16 protein-coding genes and 2 pseudogenes are annotated in these 18,036 nt (G+C 60.1%); 13 read left to right on the forward strand and 5 right to left on the reverse strand.

The features are described 5' to 3' along the window. Positions 1–95 precede the first annotated feature (95 nt). The 3 genes from BM177_RS13840 to BM177_RS13845 all read left to right on the forward strand — a co-directional run bounded on the left by BM177_RS13840 (position 96) and on the right by BM177_RS13845 (position 5,912). Positions 96–2,816, forward strand: a complete 2,721-nt coding sequence (locus tag BM177_RS13840; protein ID WP_091684622.1) for a DUF1156 domain-containing protein — start codon at positions 96–98, stop codon at positions 2,814–2,816. An 8-nt stretch (positions 2,817–2,824) separates the two neighbouring features. After that, positions 2,825–3,400: a Swt1 family HEPN domain-containing protein gene (locus BM177_RS20690; protein ID WP_244532329.1), complete on the forward strand. Its 576-nt coding sequence runs from the start codon at positions 2,825–2,827 to the stop codon at positions 3,398–3,400. A gap of 253 nt (positions 3,401–3,653) precedes the next feature. Next, entirely contained in the window at positions 3,654–5,912 is a 2,259-nt protein-coding gene (locus BM177_RS13845; RefSeq protein ID WP_244532343.1) for an ATP-binding protein, read from the forward strand. A gap of 558 nt (positions 5,913–6,470) precedes the next feature. Here the strand turns inward: BM177_RS13845 and BM177_RS13850 are convergent. Then, positions 6,471–7,691 (reverse strand): hypothetical protein, encoded by a 1,221-nt coding sequence (locus tag BM177_RS13850; RefSeq protein ID WP_244532330.1) that lies wholly within the window; start codon positions 7,689–7,691, stop codon positions 6,471–6,473. A gap of 106 nt (positions 7,692–7,797) precedes the next feature. Here BM177_RS13850 and BM177_RS13855 point away from each other — a divergent pair, with 106 nt between their 5' ends. After that, complete coding sequence (locus BM177_RS13855) at positions 7,798–8,697, forward strand: LysR family transcriptional regulator (protein ID WP_091684625.1); 900 nt, start codon at positions 7,798–7,800, stop codon at positions 8,695–8,697. 370 nt (positions 8,698–9,067) lie between these two features. On the opposite strand, the pseudogene BM177_RS13860 reads toward BM177_RS13855, so the two are convergent. Then, positions 9,068–9,244, reverse strand: a pseudogene (locus BM177_RS13860) (helix-turn-helix domain-containing protein); the annotation flags it as partial. Between BM177_RS13860 and dinB the strand changes: the two are divergent. The 6 genes and pseudogenes from dinB to BM177_RS13890 all read left to right on the forward strand — a co-directional run. Further along, positions 9,243–9,906 (forward strand): annotated as a pseudogene (gene dinB, locus BM177_RS13865) (DNA polymerase IV); the annotation flags it as partial. The pseudogenes BM177_RS13860 and dinB overlap by 2 nt on opposite strands. A 128-nt stretch (positions 9,907–10,034) precedes the next feature. After that, positions 10,035–10,307 (forward strand): hypothetical protein, encoded by a 273-nt coding sequence (locus BM177_RS13870; RefSeq protein ID WP_139223632.1) that lies wholly within the window; start codon positions 10,035–10,037, stop codon positions 10,305–10,307. Between the two features lie 230 nt (positions 10,308–10,537). Continuing rightward, positions 10,538–10,828 carry a hypothetical protein gene (locus BM177_RS13875; RefSeq protein ID WP_139223633.1) on the forward strand — a complete coding sequence of 97 codons (291 nt, stop codon included), beginning with the start codon at positions 10,538–10,540 and terminating at the stop codon, positions 10,826–10,828. Between the two features lie 148 nt (positions 10,829–10,976). Then, positions 10,977–11,330: a hypothetical protein gene (locus BM177_RS13880; RefSeq protein WP_210185911.1), complete on the forward strand. Its 354-nt coding sequence runs from the start codon at positions 10,977–10,979 to the stop codon at positions 11,328–11,330. Positions 11,331–11,422: 92 nt separating this feature from the next. Continuing rightward, positions 11,423–11,671 (forward strand): zinc-finger domain-containing protein, encoded by a 249-nt coding sequence (locus BM177_RS13885; protein ID WP_091684636.1) that lies wholly within the window; start codon positions 11,423–11,425, stop codon positions 11,669–11,671. Positions 11,672–11,689: 18 nt separating this feature from the next. Further along, on the forward strand, positions 11,690–12,028 hold the full coding sequence (locus tag BM177_RS13890) for a Ros/MucR family transcriptional regulator (RefSeq protein WP_280140563.1): 339 nt from the start codon (positions 11,690–11,692) through the stop codon (positions 12,026–12,028). A 128-nt stretch (positions 12,029–12,156) separates the two neighbouring features. On the opposite strand, the gene BM177_RS13895 is transcribed toward BM177_RS13890, so the two are convergent. Together BM177_RS13895 and BM177_RS13900 are read right to left on the reverse strand one after the other, a co-directional pair. Continuing rightward, on the reverse strand, positions 12,157–12,366 hold the full coding sequence (locus tag BM177_RS13895) for a cold-shock protein (protein WP_091684641.1): 210 nt from the start codon (positions 12,364–12,366) through the stop codon (positions 12,157–12,159). Positions 12,367–12,653: 287 nt separating this feature from the next. Beyond that, positions 12,654–13,688 carry a LysR family transcriptional regulator gene (locus BM177_RS13900; RefSeq protein ID WP_091684793.1) on the reverse strand — a complete coding sequence of 345 codons (1,035 nt, stop codon included), beginning with the start codon at positions 13,686–13,688 and terminating at the stop codon, positions 12,654–12,656. Positions 13,689–13,801: 113 nt separating this feature from the next. On the opposite strand from BM177_RS13900, the gene BM177_RS13905 reads away from it, so the two are divergent. Both BM177_RS13905 and BM177_RS13915 read left to right on the forward strand, forming a co-directional pair. Then, positions 13,802–14,140, forward strand: a complete 339-nt coding sequence (locus tag BM177_RS13905) for a hypothetical protein (RefSeq protein WP_091684795.1) — start codon at positions 13,802–13,804, stop codon at positions 14,138–14,140. Between the two features lie 974 nt (positions 14,141–15,114). After that, positions 15,115–15,588: an HflX-like GTP-binding protein gene (locus BM177_RS13915; RefSeq protein WP_244532331.1), complete on the forward strand. Its 474-nt coding sequence runs from the start codon at positions 15,115–15,117 to the stop codon at positions 15,586–15,588. Positions 15,589–15,813: 225 nt separating this feature from the next. Here the strand turns inward: BM177_RS13915 and BM177_RS13920 are convergent, their stop codons facing one another. Next, positions 15,814–16,620: a transglutaminase-like domain-containing protein gene (locus BM177_RS13920; protein WP_091684649.1), complete on the reverse strand. Its 807-nt coding sequence runs from the start codon at positions 16,618–16,620 to the stop codon at positions 15,814–15,816. A gap of 308 nt (positions 16,621–16,928) precedes the next feature. Between BM177_RS13920 and BM177_RS13925 the strand changes: the two genes are divergently transcribed. After that, the gene (locus BM177_RS13925) at positions 16,929–17,996 is read left to right on the forward strand and encodes a transglutaminase family protein (protein ID WP_244532332.1); all 1,068 of its coding nucleotides are present in this window, start codon (positions 16,929–16,931) and stop codon (positions 17,994–17,996) included. Positions 17,997–18,036: the final 40 nt, after the last annotated feature.

Consider the following 18,036-nt stretch of genomic DNA (forward strand, 5'->3'; position numbering starts at 1 on the left):
GCACCAACTGCAGGCCGCTTAACCTTTAATGTCGATGAGCCAGAACCTCCGTTCCGAATAACCTGAAACTGTCTCAAATCATCTGACGACGGACAGTGCCTGAGCCGGGCCCGGAGCCAACGCTCGACGACTGCGCCGCCGATGTCGAACGCCAGCGCCTGTTCCGCATCATCGAAGAGCTGGTCAAGTGGGAGAACACGACCAACGAGGCGGTGCTGGACAAAGCGCGCGCCGAAATCTGGCAGAGCTGGCGGCGCGCCTGCGCCGATAATGTCGGCCATCCTCGCGCAGCTGAGCTCTTCAACCGGCATAAGCTGCCCGCCTTCCATGATCCTTTCGCGGGCGGCGGCGCGCTGCCGCTGGAGGCGCAGCGTCTGGGTCTGGGGGCGTATGCTTCCGATCTCAACCCGGTGGCGGTGCTGATCAACAAGGCGATGATCGAGATTCCGCCAAAGTTCGCAGGCCAGCCGCCGGTGAACCCCGCGGCGCGCAAGGAAGCCGAGCACGGCGCGTTGCGGGCGTGGAAAGGCGCGCAAGGGCTGGCGGCGGACGTTCGCTATTACGGCCAATGGATGCGCGACGAGGCGGAAAAGCGCATCGGGGACTTGTATCCCAAGGTCGAAATCACGCCAGACATTGCGAAGGGGCGCCCCGATTTGAACGAGCTTGTGGGAGAGAAGCTCACCATCATCGCTTGGCTCTGGGCACGTACCGTGAAGAGTCCCAACCCCGCCTTCACACGGGTAGACGTGCCGCTAGCGCCCACTTTTATGCTCTCCACCAAGGCCGGCAAGGAAGCGTACGCTGTGCCGATTATAGAGAATGGTAGCTACCGATTCACAGTGAGGACCGGCGTCCCAATGAACGCCGAAGCAGTAAAGCGCGGCACTAAATCCGGCAGCAGCTTTCTTTGCCTGATGTCGGGAGTACCGATGCCCTACGAGTATCTCCGAAAGCAAGCAAAGGCCGGGAGCATGGGCGCGCGGCTAATGGCGATGGTGGCCCAAGGCGAGCGTGGGCGGGTTTACTTGCCGCCGAGCGAAGATATGGAAACGATCGCGCTTAGCGCGCGGCCGCACGATGTCCCGGAAACTGATCTTCCGAAAAAGGCGCTCGGATTTCGTGTACAGGAATATGGGATGACGCGATGGCGTGACCTCTTTAGCAACCGACAGCTTGTCACGCTCGTGACATTCTGCGACTTGGTGCAAGAGGCGCGAGACCAGGCAAAGCGCGACGGAAATGCCGCTGCGCTAATCAACGACGGCAAGCCGCTCGCAGCTGGTGGCGTTGGCGCAGACGCTTATGCTGACGCTCTGGCCGTTTATCTGGCGTTTGCCCTTAGCAAGGCGCTAACTCGAAATTCTACCCAGACAGTCTGGTATCGGGACCGAGATTCGACGATGGCTGCTTTCTCACGGCAAGCGATCCCAATGACCTGGGATTTCGCGGAAGTCAATCCGCTTCTCGAAGCTACGGGGAGTATTGCTGCCACAGCCTCATGGGTAGCCGAAGTTCTCGAAGGCGCTTTGGCCACTGGGGGTCCAATCAGCCACGCGACGCAGTCCGATGCTGCGACTGGAACTCTGGAGTTCTCGCCCGTCATTTCAACCGACCCGCCCTATTATGACAATATCGGCTATGCTGACCTATCGGACTTCTTTTACGTATGGCTTCGTCGGTCGTTGAAGCCTGTCTTCCCTTGTCTGTTTAGCACCCTTGCCGTACCGAAAGCCGAAGAGCTGATAGCGGCTCCGTTTCGTCACGGTAGCAAGGATAAAGCGGAGGCGTTCTTTCTCGACGGAATGACAAGGGCGATGCACCGCCTCGCCGACCAAACCCACCCGGCGTTCCCGATTACGATTTATTACGCGTTCAAGCAGTCTGAAACAGAAAGTGATGTAGGCACGGCAAACACAGGATGGGAAACATTCCTCGATGCTGTAATTCGTTCCGGTCTTTCGATCACCGGAACATGGCCAGCGCGGACAGAACAGCCACACGGGCTCCGTGTGATTAACACAAATTCGCTCGCATCGAGCATCGTCCTCGTTTGTCGTAAGCGTGACGCCGATGCAGAGACGGTCCCGCGCCGCAACTTCCTGAATCAGCTTAAGGCCGAACTCCCTGAGGCGTTGCGCCAACTCCAACGCGGCAACATCGCTCCGGTTGATCTCGCGCAAGCGTCTATAGGCCCCGGCATGGCAGTATTCACCCGCTACGCGAAGGTCGTCGACGCCGAAGGCAAGTCGCTCACAGTGCGTGACGCTCTGGCCCTCATCAACCAGGTGCTCGATGAGGTGCTGGCCGAGCAGGAAGGCGACTTCGACGCCGATAGCCGTTTCGCCATCGCCTGGTTCGAACAGTTCGGTTTCGCAGAGGGCGATTTCGGCGTCGCCGACGTGCTGGCCCGCGCTAAGGCGACCAGCGTCGCCGCAATGGCCGATCCGCGCGGCGGAACCATCCTCTCCGCCAAAGGCGGCAAGGTGCGGCTCTTGAAACCGGACGAGTTGCCCGAAGAATGGGACCCCGCCGTCGATCCACGTCTCACCGTCTGGGAAATGGTCCATCACCTCATTCGCGTTCTGGAGGCCGACGGTGAAAGTGCGACTGGCGCACTCGCCGCCAAACTCGGCGTCAGAGCCGAAATCGCGCGCGAACTCGCCTACCGGCTTTACACAGTCTGCGAGCGCAAGAAGCGGGCGGCCGAGGCGCTGTCCTACAACAGTCTCGTGCAAAGCTGGCCGGAAATCATGCGCCTCGCGCGCGAAACCCCCGCCAGCGCGGCTCCGGCCGAACCCGACCTTTTCGCGTGAGGTAACCTATGGCAATCACCAATCAGGAACGCATCGCCAAGGCCCTCGATCTTCTGAAAGAGGGACTTGCGCCCTTCGCCGAGCGGGAGATCCGGAACGCTCTCGAAAAAGGTCGCCAGGTCCCGGCAATCCGCGCTCTCGCCGAAGACCCGCTGTTCAAGGAAAAAGCGATCTCGAAGTGGGACGCCTCGCTTCTACTGAAGCTGATGTGGGACAGCTGGAACGACGTGTTCCGCGATGTGCTGGGGCCAGCGGAACGCGGGCTCGTCGGCGAGATCCGCGGCTATCGGAACCGTTGGGCCCATCAGGAGCCCTTCACCGGCGACGATACGGACCGTGCGCTCGATTCGATCGCTCGCCTGCTCACGGCGGTGTCCGCGCAGCAAGGCGGACGACGTCAATCGAATGAAGACCGAGCTCCGGCGGCTGATCTTCGAAGAGCAGGCGCGCAGGGAGAGGCGCAAGGGCGCTGGCACGACGATCGAAAGCCAGGTGACCGGAAGCCTCAAGCCGTGGCGCGAGGTTGTGAGCCCACACCGCGATGTGGCGAGCGGCCGCTACCAGCAAGCGGAGTTCGCAGCTGATCTTTGGCAGGTGTACATCGGCGAGGGCTCCGACGAGTATCGCAATCCGGCCGAGTTCTTCCGACGCACCTATCTGACCCAGAGCCTTCACGACCTTCTGAAAGGCGCGATGGAGCGGCTGTCTGGCAAGGGTGGCGATCCCGTCGTCCAGCTCCAGACAAACTTTGGCGGCGGCAAGACCCACTCGATGCTGGCGCTGTATCACTCGTTCTCCGGAGTCGCGCCGGGCGAGATGCTGGGCATCGATGCGCTGATGGCGGACGCAGGCATCACCAAGCTGCCCGAAAAGGTCACGCGCGTCGTGCTGGTCGGCAATAAGATTTCGCCCGGTAACCCATCGATCAAGAGCGACGGAACGGTGGTGAAGACACTGTGGGGCGAGCTCGCCTGGCAACTCGGTGGAAAGCCAGCGTTCGAGAAGGTCCGGCAGGACGACGAGCGCGCGACGAACCCCGGCGATACGCTGCGGGTGCTGATGAATGAATACGGACCCTGCCTCATTCTGATCGACGAATGGGTCGCCTATGCGCGCCAGCTGCACGACGATGCGGACCTTCCGGCCGGCAGCTTCGAGACGCATTTCAGCTTTGCGCAGGCGCTGACAGAATCCGCCAAGCTGGCGAAGCACTGCATGCTGGTCATCAGCTTGCCGTCATCTGACACAGCGACATCGCCGCACGCGCAGGCAGATGATGAAGAAGTCGGCGGCCTGCGCGGTCGTGCGTCGCTAATGCGACTGAGGAACGTCATTGGCCGCGTTGAGTCCTCGTGGGCGCCGGCGAGCACCGAGGAAGGCTTCGAGATCGTTCGCCGCCGACTGTTCGAGCCGTTGGTCGAACGCGATCAGTTCACCGGCCGGGACAATGTCGCCCGCGCGTTCGCCGACCTTTACCGGACGCAGCACCAGGAGTTCCCGCCAGAGTGCCGGGATTCGGATTACGAGAAGCGACTGCGAGCGGCCTACCCGATCCACCCCGAAGTCTTCGACAGGCTCTATACGGATTGGTCGACGCTGGTGAAATTCCAGCGCACGCGGGGCGTTCTGCGTCTGATGGCGGCGGTGATCCATAGCCTTTGGGAGAAGGGCGACCGCAATCCGTTGATCATGCCCTCGAACATTCCGATCGACGATCCGCGCGTTCGGGACGAACTCACCCGCTACCTGCCGGACCAGTGGAAGCCGATCATAGAGAAGGACGTGGATGGACCGAACGCCCTTCCTTTGCGCATCGACGGCGAGGTGCCGAACCTCGGTAAATTCGCCGCGACTCGGCGCGTCGCCCGCACGCTTTATCTCGGCTCTGCGCCCACGGCCTCAGCGGCCAATCGGGGGATCGAAGATCGGCGGATCAAGCTCGGCTGCGTGATGCCCGGCGAGTCGCCAGCCGTGTTTGGCGACGCGCTGAGGCGACTAAGCTCTTCAGCTACCTTCCTTTACCAGGACGGCGCCCGATACTGGTACTCGACCCAGCCGACGGTCACTAAGCTTGCCGAGGACCGCGCCGATCAGTTAAAGCGCAACGCCGATCGTGTCGTCGTTGAGATCGAGGAAAGGCTACGCGCGGACCTTCGGGGAACCGGGGATTTCCGGCGCATTCATCCGATGCCGCAATCAGGGGCTGACGTCCCGGATGACATGGAAACGCGACTCGTGGTGCTTGGCGCGGAGCATCCCTATAGCAAAGATGCAGCGAACAAGGCGCAAGCCGCTGGGACAGCGATCCTGCAAAGTCGGGGCAATGCGCCCCGCCTGTTCCAGAACACGCTCGTCTTCCTGGCTGTCGACCAAACCCGGTTACAGGACCTCGACGAATCGGTCCGTCGGTATCTTGCCTGGTCATCAATTCTCGAAGAAAAGAACGAGCTGAATCTCGATCCGCATCAGGTCCGGCAGGCAGAAACGCAGAAGAAGGCTGCTGACGGAGCCGTCGTCGCGCGCTTGCCGGAAGCCTATCAGTGGCTTCTAGTTCCGACTCAGCCGACGCCGCAGTCCGCGGTCCAGTGGCAAGCGTTCCGCCTCTCTGGACAAGATGGGCTCGCCGTCAGGGCCAGCAAGAAGCTCCGGTCAGAGGAATTTCTGGTCCCCTCGCTCGCAGGCACACGACTCCGAATGGAGCTTGATGGCATCCCGCTTTGGCGCGGCAATCACGTCGCGGTGAGCCAGCTCATCGAGGACTTTGCCCGATACGTGTATCTGCCGCGGCTACGTGACCCCGATGTCGTCGTCGCCGCCGTGCAGGACGGCCTCGGACTCCTGCTTTGGGAACAGGAATCATTCGCCTATGCGGATAGATTTGATGAAGCGACGGGCCGCTATCGTGGGTTGCGCTGCGGTCAGCGCGTCGATTTCGTCCAGCAGGCCGGCGATGGTCTCGTTGTTAAGGCAGAGGTTGCCCTCAAGCAGTACGAAGCGGACAAGGCTACTGCCGCTGGAGCTACCGGAGGTACACAACGAACACAATGGGTGGCAGCAACGGCTTTGGCCGGACGAGCGGGACGCCCGGTGGCGTAAGCAGCGGTCCCGCAGCGCCGAAGTCCCGCCCGAATCGCTACTATGGAACGGCGACCCTCGATGCAACGCGAGTGGGGCGGGACGCGGGTCGCATCGCCGAGGAAGTCATTGCGCATCTTTCGGGCTTGGTTGGTGCCACCGTGACGGTCACGTTGGAGATCCAAGCTTCAGTTCCTGACGGCGTGCCCGAAAACGTTATCAGGACTGTCACCGAGAATGGACGAACGCTGAAGTTCACCACACAAGGTTTCGAGGAAGGCTAGCATGGGACTGCGGCGATTTCGTGCGCATCGCTTTTTGAATTCTTGGGGGCACCTTAGGGTTTGCTCGCCAAACCTCGTTGACTCAGACAACGGGAGAACCTCGAGCTTAATCATGGGAAGAAAGTGAGAACCTACTCGACATCGATAAGCCCTGTCGTCGAGTGCCCTTTTTCCCAACCAATTGATTTGGCCTTAGATTGATCGATAGTGCGGCAAACAAACCTTGAGGCATCCCCTCCTCCTCTGACGTTGCGGCCCACATCTGTGCAACAATGCGATTGCCTCCACGGCGCGATCAGGACAGGGCGCTTACCTCCTTCGCGCTCGGCAACTCAAATAGAACGCCAATGACTTCGAGCGCTTCAGTGATCTTCGGCAACGCGTGAGAGCAATCGAGGCTCAGAATTTCCGCCGCAGTCGATCCATCAGGGTTGAGGCTTTCCAGTACAACAATCATTCCGTGGCAGCGGAGGCGCTTGAAATAGCGCGCACCGTCCTCGTCAATGCCAACTATCAGTCGTCCCTCAAGTGACGCAATGGCCTCCGCCTTGATCGACTTACCTCGTGTGATCAGATATTGTCCCTCCAAGGCGACCGGTTCTGCGCTACTACCCTTCACTTTAAACAGCCGTGCGCCCCTAAGCATTTGGTCGATGATGTTGGGATCTGGCAGTGCTGCAAACTCCCTATCGGGGTCGATGGGAGGCGCAGGCAACAGATGTGCTGCGAAGAGCGTACCAACGATTTTGCGGAAACTGGCGTCCGGCTGAACAATAACTGGTTGCGGCAGCGTCGATGGATCGACTGCCTGGCCGGTCAAGACGACAATCTCGGAATGGTTCTCAGGCCTGTTAAGGCGCCGCGCGAGCAACGCACTGCCTGACACGGTTATCACAAGGTTGCGCGGATTGATATGCGCATAATTGCTCACGATGATGAGGTCGCCGATGCCGGCAACCGGATCGAGCGTTCCGGCGGCAAGCTGGAACACTTCATGGTTCGGCAACACGATTTTCTCCCCGGCCTCCCATTCGTCGACAGTCAGCACACCGTCGCCGGCCCGCCCATCCGTCTTAGCAGCCGCGGCCACACCTGTTTGCAGGACAAGCTGAAAGAGATTGCCTGCGGCGACGAGCAAAAGAACCGAGGCGAGCGTTAGGCAGAGCCATCCCGTGAAAGGACCTTGCCGGGCCTCGCCGTCCAGATAGATCCCCGCATAGCGAACGACGACCCAGCCGATAAACGTGACGAGGAGCAGCATCGCGACGCTCACGGCGTCCAGCCGGACCGACAATCCGACGCCGTAAAGCCCGATTGCTGGGCTGACGCCGGGTCGGTGAACGATCAGCGCGGCCGCCGCGGCGAGCGCCGCGACGAGAGCCAGAAGCGCGGCGGCTTCCGCCAGCTTGGGGAGGATTTTGGGCCTACGCCCTTTGTCCAGGAAGCCGATCGCCGCGCTGATGAGCAGCGGAACGGGCGCCGCTAACGGCGCAAGATAGAAAAGATAGCTAGGCACGGGATGTCTCCTTCGACGCGGTGCGCTTCGTGGAGAGTCGTAAGGCATCGCTTTGGGCGAGAAAAATTCATTGTTTCGTCAATATCGTTCGCTTTAATAGAACAATATGAGGGACCTAAACTATAACCACCTACGTTATTTTTGGGCGGTCGCACACGAAGGCAGTCTTACGCGGGCCGCCGACCGTATGAACCTGTCGCAATCGGCGCTGTCGGTGCAGATCCGAAAACTCGAGCTTCAGATAGGACATCCGCTCTTCGAGCGCGTCGGCAGAAAGCTCGTCCTGACCGAGGCTGGCGGGATCACGCTCGACTACGCGGACACGGTGTTCAAGGCCGGCGACGAGCTGTTGAGCACCCTTCGAGGGCAGCCTGTGGCCAACCGTCAGGTTCTCAGAGTCGGCGCGCTCACGACGCTGTCACGAAACTTCCAGCTCGAATTCCTTCGGCCATTGGTCGGCCGCTCGGACGTGGAGCTAATCGTTCGGTCCGGCAACATCCGCGACCTACTCGCGCAGTTGGAGGCTCACGCCATCGACGTCGTTCTGGCGAACAGCGCCGCGCCCGGCGACCCCCGCTCGCCGCTGCGCATCCACCTGCTCAATCAGCAGCCGGTTAGCCTGGTCGGCCGCCCTCGGTCAGGTAGGCGAAAATTCAAATTCCCGGATGATCTCCGCACGGAGCCATTGCTCCTGCCGAGTCTCGACAGCGATATCCGCGTGGCGTTCGACCGGATCCTCGAACTAGCCGGAATCAGGCCGATAGTTCTCGCCGAGGTCGACGACATGGCGATGCTGCGACTGCTAGCGCGCGAACGCGAAGGCGTCACGCTTGTGCCCCCAATTGTTGTGCGCGATGAACTGGAAACCGGCGTTCTGGTCGAGCACTGCCAAATCCCAGAGGTCGGCGAAACCTTCTACGCGATCGTACAGAAGCGGCGTTTCCCTAATCCTCTCCTTGCCCATCTGCTCACCGCCCCAAAACCGCCGCAGTCGGTATTAAGATGATTGCGAGACCTCCGCCGCTCTGGACGCACGTCAGGTGCGCAAAATATCGCTCAGCCGCCCCCTCATGCTGGTCTACGGCGCGCGAAACGAATTGAAAACAACGCCCGCGTGATTTGCGAAATCCTCTACCGCGCCTGAAGCAAGACCTGCAAGACGCTTGATCGCACCGAGCCCAGCAAGCGCAATGGCGGGAAATAGTGCACCTTCAGGCCACACTTTGGATACAGCAACTGCAAATGCCTAGTGAAGTCAACACGCGAAAATCGTCGCAGCGCGATATTGGCGGTAGCGCTCCCGCGACTCGAACCCCCGACCTGGCTGGCAGATTTTGGTCGAAGGCGGCCGCGCCTCGGGCGCCGCGCCGCAAAACTCACAAAATCCCCCAGGCGCGATAGCGGTCGCGGCCGGTCATTTCACGCAGCCCAAGCTCGGCGACCATGTCTTGCTCCGCGCGGGGGGTGACGCCGAGTTCGGCCGCGATCATGCCGGCGGAGGCGATGGGGCGCGACAGAATATAATCCGCCAAAGCCGGCAGCCGGGAGCTCGCCGCGAGCTATGAGGCGCGCCAGTTCGGGGTGCGCTCGGCGATGCCCTCGATCAAGGCCAAGCGCCAATGCCCGGATCTGATTTTCGTGAAGCCGAAGTTTGATGTCTACAAGGAAATCTCGCAGCAAATGCGCGCGATCTTCGCCGAATACACGCCTCTCTTCGAACCGCTTTCGCTGGATGAGGCCTATCTCGACGTGACGGACAATCTCAGGAACATAATTTCGGCGACGGAGATCGCCGAAGAGATCCGCGCCAGGATTCGCGCGGCGACAGACCTCACCGCTTCGGCCGGGGTCTCGTACAACAAATTTCTGGCGAAACTCGCATCGGATCATCGCAAGCCCGACGGGCTGTTTGTGATCACGCCAAAGATGGGACCGGCCTTTGTCGAGACGCTACCGGTGCGAAAGTTCCACGGCGTCGGACCCGCCACGGCCGCGAAGATGATGAGCCTCGGCATCGAGACGGGGCTCGACCTCAAGGCTCGTTCGCTGGCCTTGCTCCAGGAGCAATTCGGCAAAGCAGGGCCATACTATTACTGGATCGCGCGGGGCCGATCGGATCCGCGAGTCTGTCGGCGCGGAAAACACCTTCGCCGCGGACCTCTTCACTTTCGATGCGGCGCGCGACGCGCTGCTGCCGATTGTGGACAAGGTCTGGCGCTGAAGGTTTATGCGCCGTCACTTCCTTTGGAAACTGGCCGAGCCGGTGAGCCCAGCAGCACGGCGCCGATCGGCTCGCCGCAATCATTTCGCGCCGAAAGGAAAAGATGCAACGGAACCAAAAAAATGTTACTAGTTTTGCAGATTTCTGAGGCGACCATGTCCGCTCATGCATTCGAGGTGCTCTCACGAGCCCGCGACGAAATTGTAGTATGTCACACGGCGGAGGGCCACCGCTTCAAATTTTTTGTCGTCACGAATGCACACGGCAAGAAAATCTTATCTGAATCGATCAAGGTTATCGCCAAAGAAGGCGCGACCCATACGCCGGAGTTCTTTTCCGGCAGCGCTCGCGCCTTCGCCATCACGGTGGCCCATCGGTCTCACATAATTGATTGAATTCATCGCTGTCGGCGGCGCAACAGAGCTCGAAATGTGCAATGCCCTTCCATTGGGAGATGGGAACTCCGCCGTGGCCGCTGGAGGTCAGCGCAAGGTTTGGCATTAGACTTTGAAACCCTCTCAAACCTGGGGCGATGGGAACAAGGGCTCGCGGAGCTGCGAAAGAGAGAAGCCGCGCTCCCCGCCAAGCGATAGCAAACCCAAAGGATGAACAGGGAGGCGCGCCAGTGCAATTTACCGTCGGGCTTAAACTTAAAGGCAAGTCGGACCACATCTCTGTGGACGCAGAAGATGCGCTCATCGCCGCGCTTAAGGTCAAGACTGAACACCCCGAGGCGTTGATTACCTACGTTCGCCAACAAAATCGTCGCGGCGACGCGCGTCACCCATCGCATGGGCTCGCTGAACAGACTCATTTGAGGATCAATGACGGCGAAGCCGGCGAAAGACTAGGACCTTCTTCACGTCTGAAGTCGGAGGCGTTGCCGAGTGGCGCGCTGCAAAGCTATTCCTCGTAAGGCATAGGCACGATATGTCTTCGAAGCGTTTTGGAAGCAGAGCGCGTTCCATATTGGGCTTAAGCGATTCCGGCCGACCCGCGCGGGAGGCTAACCGAGGCGGCGGCATCGTTGGGGGCAATGCCGAACATTCGGGAGGGAGAATCGGGTGCCAACGCATGCAAGGGAGCGTGCATTTCTCGAAAGCATCGCGAAGCGCCGAATCCTCATTACCTACCAGGAGTTGGCGAAGGCTCTTCAGATATCGCCACCCCATTCGATCCATCGGGTGACGGAAGCCCTGGAGCGCCTGATGGAGGAGGACGCGGCGGCGGACCGCCCGTTCATCGCGGCGCTCGCCATCAGCAAGACGCGTGGCTGCCTGCCGGGGCCTGGGTTCTTCGATTGCGCCCGACGTCTCGGCCGGTTCGCGGGCGATCCGGACGGTCAGGACGCGAGGATGTTTCACGCCAGCGAGCTGAATGCCGTCTTCGCTTGCTGGGGCGGTTCGGGCGACAACTAACACCGAGGACATCATGCTCACCGAAACTAACCCGACCCCTAAGCGGGGCAGCGGATTGTGCAGATTCCCACCAATCACAACGGCGTGAGTCGATGTCCGGCGGCAGTTATCCGAAGTTCAGGAACGACCGCGGCGCTCCGGAAATCTGCATGGGAGTAAGGGAATTCATGTGCATCGGCGAGTTCCCACCGCAGGACCACCCGCACGTCTACATCAATATGGGCGAGCCGGACACGATCCTCTGTCCCTACTGCGCGACGCGGTTCCGCTTCGATCCTCGATTGACGACGCTCGATGCCAACCCGCCTTACAGTTTTGTTCCTGACCATAACGCAGTTTGAAGAGCACTGAATCAATCTGTGCATGCGACGTTGGTGAAGATCCTAAGCGGGGCGGTTACGTCAGACGCGCCGGAACCAGCAGCGGCAGCGGTATCGATTCGTAAGTCGATCGCACCGGATGATCTCGTATGTCTGGACGACGGCCTTAAATTCAAGTCTTTGCGGCGGCGCCTGGGGGCGCTTGGAATGACGCCGGACGAATACCGTGCGAAGTGGAAGCTGCCGGCTGACTATCCGATCGTCGCCCCTAACTACGCGACGCAGCGATCAGAAATGGCGAAGCGGTTTGAGCTTGGCCAACTGCGCGGAGACGGTGTTAAGCGCAAGGACGGGCGGCCACGGAAGGAGACGGCGTAGTCCCTTTTGCAGACGGAAAGCCGTGTGGTTGGTCAACGCTCCTCAGTCAATGACGGCCAGAACGCCATGCCCCCCCCAGAGGTTCGAGACGGCCTCCTGGCGGGCACGACTGTCCCTATCGTAGGAACTTAGAGAAGCTTTATGTTGACGGCGGAGGTCTTTCCCTTCTTTGGGTCGCGCTCTTCGTCAAACGACACCTTTTGCCCTTCATCCAAGCTGCTCAGACCCGCACGCTCGACGGCGCTTATGTGAACGAAAATGTCGGCGCCGCCACTATCCGGCTGAACAAACCCGAAACCCTTTGTAGGATTGAACCACTTCACTGTGCCGTTCGGCATCTGTCTCTCCAATTGCGCGCGTCAAGCACCGGACAACCAATGAGTCTGCCTACAAAAATGACAAATGCTTTTAGGCTACATTGCGCTTGGATATCAAGCTTGAATCCATAAAGCGACAGGGGGGCTCGCATATGGACTTTTCTTGAACATTGCTGAAACACGGCATTGGTGTCGCAAACAGACCAAGCGCGGGGCTGACATCATATCGGTCTGGCGATGATAACAGGCGTCGACGGCGCGGGTCGGCGTCAAGCCGTAATGGGCGCAAAGCGCCTCGTCACGTAGGGTCAAATCCTCCTTCGCACCGGCGTCCGTGATGTCGTCCTGGGTTTTTCGTTGGGCTTGTTTTGAGCAAGCTGCTTCGCTTGAAAGTGCTTGTCTTGGTCATGCCCCCTCGCCGATTCGACCGCGAGGCGTGCGACGGTCTGGCGTAGCCACATATGCGCTGGGTCGTGATCGTAGGAGGCATGCCACAGCAGCGAGATGGATATTTCCGGCAAATCCACCGGTGGAGGGCTGAGGGCGAGGCCGAGCGCGTCGGCAAAGAAGCGTGCGAGCCGTGCATGCATGGTCGTGATCACCGGCGCGCCGCGCACAAGGAACGGCACCGCAATGAATCGCGGCGTGGTCAGGACGATCGTACGCTTGAGGCCGAGCTTCAAAAGCGCGTCGTCCACCGGCCCATGCTCGCCTGGCCGCAAGCTCGTGAGCACATGCGGCAGTCGCACATAATCGTCGAGGGAGATTGGCGGCGAGAGCCCCACCCGCGCAGCGTTGAACATGCACAAATAGGTTTCGCTGAATAGAGGCCGTTGCTTATGGTGCGTCTGCCCTTCTGCGAACGAACCGATCCCGAATGCGAGGTCGAGGCGGTCCACGTCGAGATTCTCGAGAACCTGCGACGAGTCGATGCTATGCAGCCGCAGCCTGACGCCAGGCGCCGTTTCGCAAAGACAGGCGAGGAGCGCGGGGCCAAGCAGCACCTCGACGCTATCCGGCAGTCCTATACGGAATACGTGATCGGCGGTGCGGGGATCGAAGGGCTTTTCGCGCGACACCAGCGCCTCGATTTGGGAGAGCGCAACCCGCACAGGGTCGATGAGCGCCAGGGCGCGGGGCGTCGGGCGCAGGCCGGCCGGGGCGCGCGTGAGGAGTTCGTCGCCAAACAGCGCGCGCAAGCGCGAAAGGTTGTGGCTCATTGCCGACTGCCCGATGCCAATGCGCGCCGCGGCGCGGGTGACGCTGCGCTCCGAAAGCAGGGCGTCGAAGGCGACGAGCAGATTGAGGTCGAGGCGAGTTAAATTAGCATAATCGATGGCCATCATTGATCCAATCTATTTGACTAATGATGTAGCGGAGATCATCTCTGTGTCAACGGCGGATGTCGGGCTTTGAGCGCGGCGCCAAGCCAAACCAGATTATGAAGGAAAAGATCATGAAAATTCACTGCAGCATCATAGCGGCCGCAATTGCGCTCGCGTCGCTCGGCGTGGTCCAGGCGGAGGGACTGAAGCCGATTGAGGGCCAAGCCGTTGATCTCGGCAATTTGTCCGGCGTCGCCTACTACACGGTGGAGCGCGATGGCTTCCACATTGTCGCCACCCTCGCGCAGCAGGGCGAGGATGGAGTGCCCGTGCGCGTCGAGACCGTCCTCGCGCCCGGCCAGAGCGTCACGTTCTCCACGCCTCGCGGCGTGGGCGCCGGGCCCGACGCCGTCGAGATAAGCCGGTGGAACGACCATGTGCTCGTGCACAAGACGAGCCTCGTGAACTGAGCCCGGCAGCGCCGGTCGGCGTGTTGCAAGGATAGGGATGAGAGACGACTGAGGCTTGGTTCCAATGTCGCCGACGTCAATCATTCTGCAACATGCTGACCGGCGCGCATCCGCGCGCGGAAACGGACGATGTCGGGCAGAGGATCGAAATCGGGGTCAGTGCAAGGGTTGGTATTTTCTGTACGCTTGAGACGGTGTCAACTGCCCCAGACGCCATCGGGAGCCAATTGTCAACCTTAAGCCTAAACCTCCTGCACGCCGACAATTATCCTGGCCGGCGATTTGAAAGTGTATCTCGTCAGCAGGTCTCCGCATCATGAATGATGCTGCGTTCGTCAGCTCGGCACATCTGCAGCAGCGTCAACGGATCAATTGAGTGGTATTTCTGCGCCAAAGGGTGCGTCCACCATTTGCAGTGCCCATGGCTCAGCATGTCAACCTGTCCGTCGTCAGAGTTTTTGAGACAGAAGGCGGCGTAATTCATGGAGGACCTGGCTCATCTGACGGTTGATTTTATGCAGCTTGCATTTGATGCATCAAGCGGCGATTTTCTCCTCGGCTGAGTATTGCTTCCGCGTCGCCCGGCGTATGTCCTTCACGATCCGCTCCGACGACAATTTCGGGGTTCCGGATTTCTGGCTCATCTCCACTCCTCATTGGTTACGATGAGCAAGAAATCCTTCGTTCTTCAACCCGCTAATTTTGTCTTAAAGGCGATGACGCCGGACAATTGTTTTGTCCCAAAATCTGCGATGGGATTTTGGATGACGCGCGTGCGGCGGGCCGAGAGGCGAATTTCGGTCGTTTGCGTCGTACAGTGAGCGGCATGCTCTGCGCGCCGCCGTTGCGACGAGACCAGATGGGAATGAAGCCGTTAAATGTCGTCAACGAATTTGGCTGGTCGCGTTTTTCTTATCCCCCCATGCTCCTGCGCGATTCGTGCTACCTCCTTGATCATGGAAACTAAACCGCCCGTGCCCCGCGCGATCCTTGTCGGCATCCAGGTCCCGAGCGTCGACGACGTCGCGCACGCCGCGAGCATCGAGGAGCTGGGCCGTCTAGTGAAGACACTCGGTTACGAGGTCGTCGGAACGATGTCGCAGAAGCGCGACGGGATCGGCGGTGGGACGGTGCTCGGCAAGGGGCGGCTTGAGGAACTCGCGGCGATCACCGGCGGGACGGGCGTCGTGGGATCGATGGCAATCCCGCAGAAGTCGAAGGCCCGCGAGCGCTTTGAGGATGCCAACGAGAAGAAGCCTGATGCCCCGCAAGTCGAGCCTGATCCGGAGGCGCCGCCGAAGCCGGAGTTCGTGATCGTCGATCACGAGATCTCGCCGAGCCAGGCACGCAACCTTGAGCGTGCAACCGGCGCGCAGGTGCTTGATCGGACCGGCGTGATCGTGGAGATCTTCCACCGCCATGCACATAGCCGTGAGGCGAAGCTGTAGGTGGAGATCTCGGAGGATATAAATGAAATGTGCGTTTTCCGCTATCGCGTGTTTTGCGCTCCCATTTACGCTCTCGTCCCCCGCTCCGGCTCATCAGGTTGTGATCGGCGATAGATCGCTCATCCATGGGTGCGGGAGGAGGCAATCGGGGCGCCAGGGACTTACTCGTGTATCATTGAGGTTCATAACGATGGCGATGAGTCCGAACGTCTTCTAGGCGCGTCTTTAGCTGACCTCGTCCGTCCAGACCTTGAAACTGACTAGAGTGTTAGGGCCGAAGGTGTGCGTGATCGGGACGTCAGCCGCGTCGCGGCCCTGAGCGATCAGCACGCGGCCTATTCGAGGCGTGTTGTTCCGCGGATCGAATGTGTGCCACTTCCCTCCAAGATAGGCCTCGAACCAGCCGGCAAAATCCATTGGGCCATAGGGCGGCGGCACGCCGATATCCCCGAGGTAGCCGGTGCAATAGCGTGCCGGAATGTTCATGCAGCGGCAGAGCGTGATCGCGAGGTGTGCATAGTCGCGACACACACCCTTGCCTTCGTTGAAGACCTCCCAGGCGGTCATCGTCGCGCGCGCATTCTCATAGCCGAAGGCAATGTGGCGATGGACGAAATCGCAGATCGCTTGGACGCGGGCCCACCCGGGCGGAGACTTTTCGAAGAGGTTCCAGGCCACGTTGGAGAGGCGTTGTGTCTCGCAGTAACGGCTGCCGAGAAGAAAGAGCAGGGTCTCAGCTGGTAAATCCTCCACCGCGTGTTGGGAAGCAGAAGCAAAAACCGCGTCCGGTAGGCCGCTGTCACGAACGAGGCCATCGGCTGATAAGTGCATTCGGCCGGCAGGAGCAATTATACGGCTGCACCAATTGCTGTAGACGTCGCGGTAGCGGGAGATCGGCACGGATGGGCTGGTGGTCAGGTTGTCAGGCACGATGACGTCAGGTGTTCGGCTGGAATGGATGCCCAGAACCATAATCACAGGAGTGGTTTGCGGAAAGTCGTATATTATTTCATAACCAACACGGATCTTCATTCTACATCATCTCATTTCACGATCTCATAGGCGCAATGAACCTGCCATCGCATGGCTGCGAGACCTCGGAACCCCGACCTACGAATGTCGGTGCGTCTTATCGACATACCTCGACCGCGTCGCGAAGTTGATCAAAGCGGGGGGCGGTGTTGGAGCGAAGCGGTGCGTTTACGGTTCGTCCAGATCCATTGGGCATACTGGACGTTAGGATCACTTGCACCTCCATGCAGAGATGGTCCGTGGGAACCCGACGGAGGCGCCGGCCCATGAGTGACGATCGAGGACACGAATAGCAAGCTACAAATCCAATGGATGCAGAAATATTGGGCGTGGGTGACAGATCCGGCTGCATGGTATCTCGTTCATCTGCGCTCGCCCTCGTTGAAGCAGCAACGGCGCACAGCGATGAGCGCTCGCATCTTGGCATGGAAATTGCTTTATTGAAAACGCATCATCGTGGGGCCGCAATGCCGATTTTTACCATCAGGCACGTCACTACGTACCATTATAAGGATCCTGTCGGGTTCGGCGAGCACCGAATGATGCTGCGCCCACGCGACGACGATGACCAGAGGGTGCTCGAAGCCGAGCTCAAAGTCACGCCCGCGCCGAGCGAAATCTCTTGGACGCGAGATAGCTTCGGCAACCATGTCGCGATCGCGCATTTCGCGGAACGCGCCTCAGAGCTCCGCGTCGAAAGCACGATTCGTCTCGACCACGCGCCGGGTGAATTCCGCGCGGCCGATATCGAGGATTTTGCTCAGACCCATCCGTTTGCTTACGCCGAGGAAGATAGGCACAGTCTCGCGTGCTTCCTCACGCCGCTGTCCCAGCACCCCAAACTCGATCGTTGGGCCGCCACATTCCTCCGAAAGGACGGATCGGCCGATACCGGCGAGCTTCTCTTCGACATGACGCAGACCATCAGGCGGACCTTCAAGCATGTGGCGCGACATGAGAAGGGAATTCAGGACCCGGTCCGGACGCTGGAGCTCGCCAGCGGGAGTTGTCGCGACCTTGCTGTGCTGATGATCGCTGCTCTTCGCTCTCTTGGAATCGCCGCGCGCTTCGTTTCCGGATATTTGCATCTTGGCGATGACGATGACGAGGAAGACGCTGGCGGAAACACCCATGCTTGGGTCCAGGTGTACGTTCCCGGCCCCGGCTGGGTCGACTTGGATCCGTCGAGTGGAATGGTCGGGAATGAAAACCTCGTGCGCGTCGCAGTTGCGCACGAGCCACGCGAGGCGATACCGCTGCAGGGCACGTGGATTGGGACCGCGTCCGATCATCTCGCAATGAAAGTCGCGGTCAGGGTCACCGCGGCGCCGGATGCATGCGATGGACGTGGCGCCCGGACGGGCACTGGAGGATAATGTCGGCCTGCGATGATTGAGACCCCATGTTCGGTGACGC

It is taken from the genome of Methylocapsa palsarum (assembly GCF_900114285.1).
Classification (GTDB): Bacteria; Pseudomonadota; Alphaproteobacteria; order Rhizobiales; family Beijerinckiaceae; genus Methylocapsa; species Methylocapsa palsarum.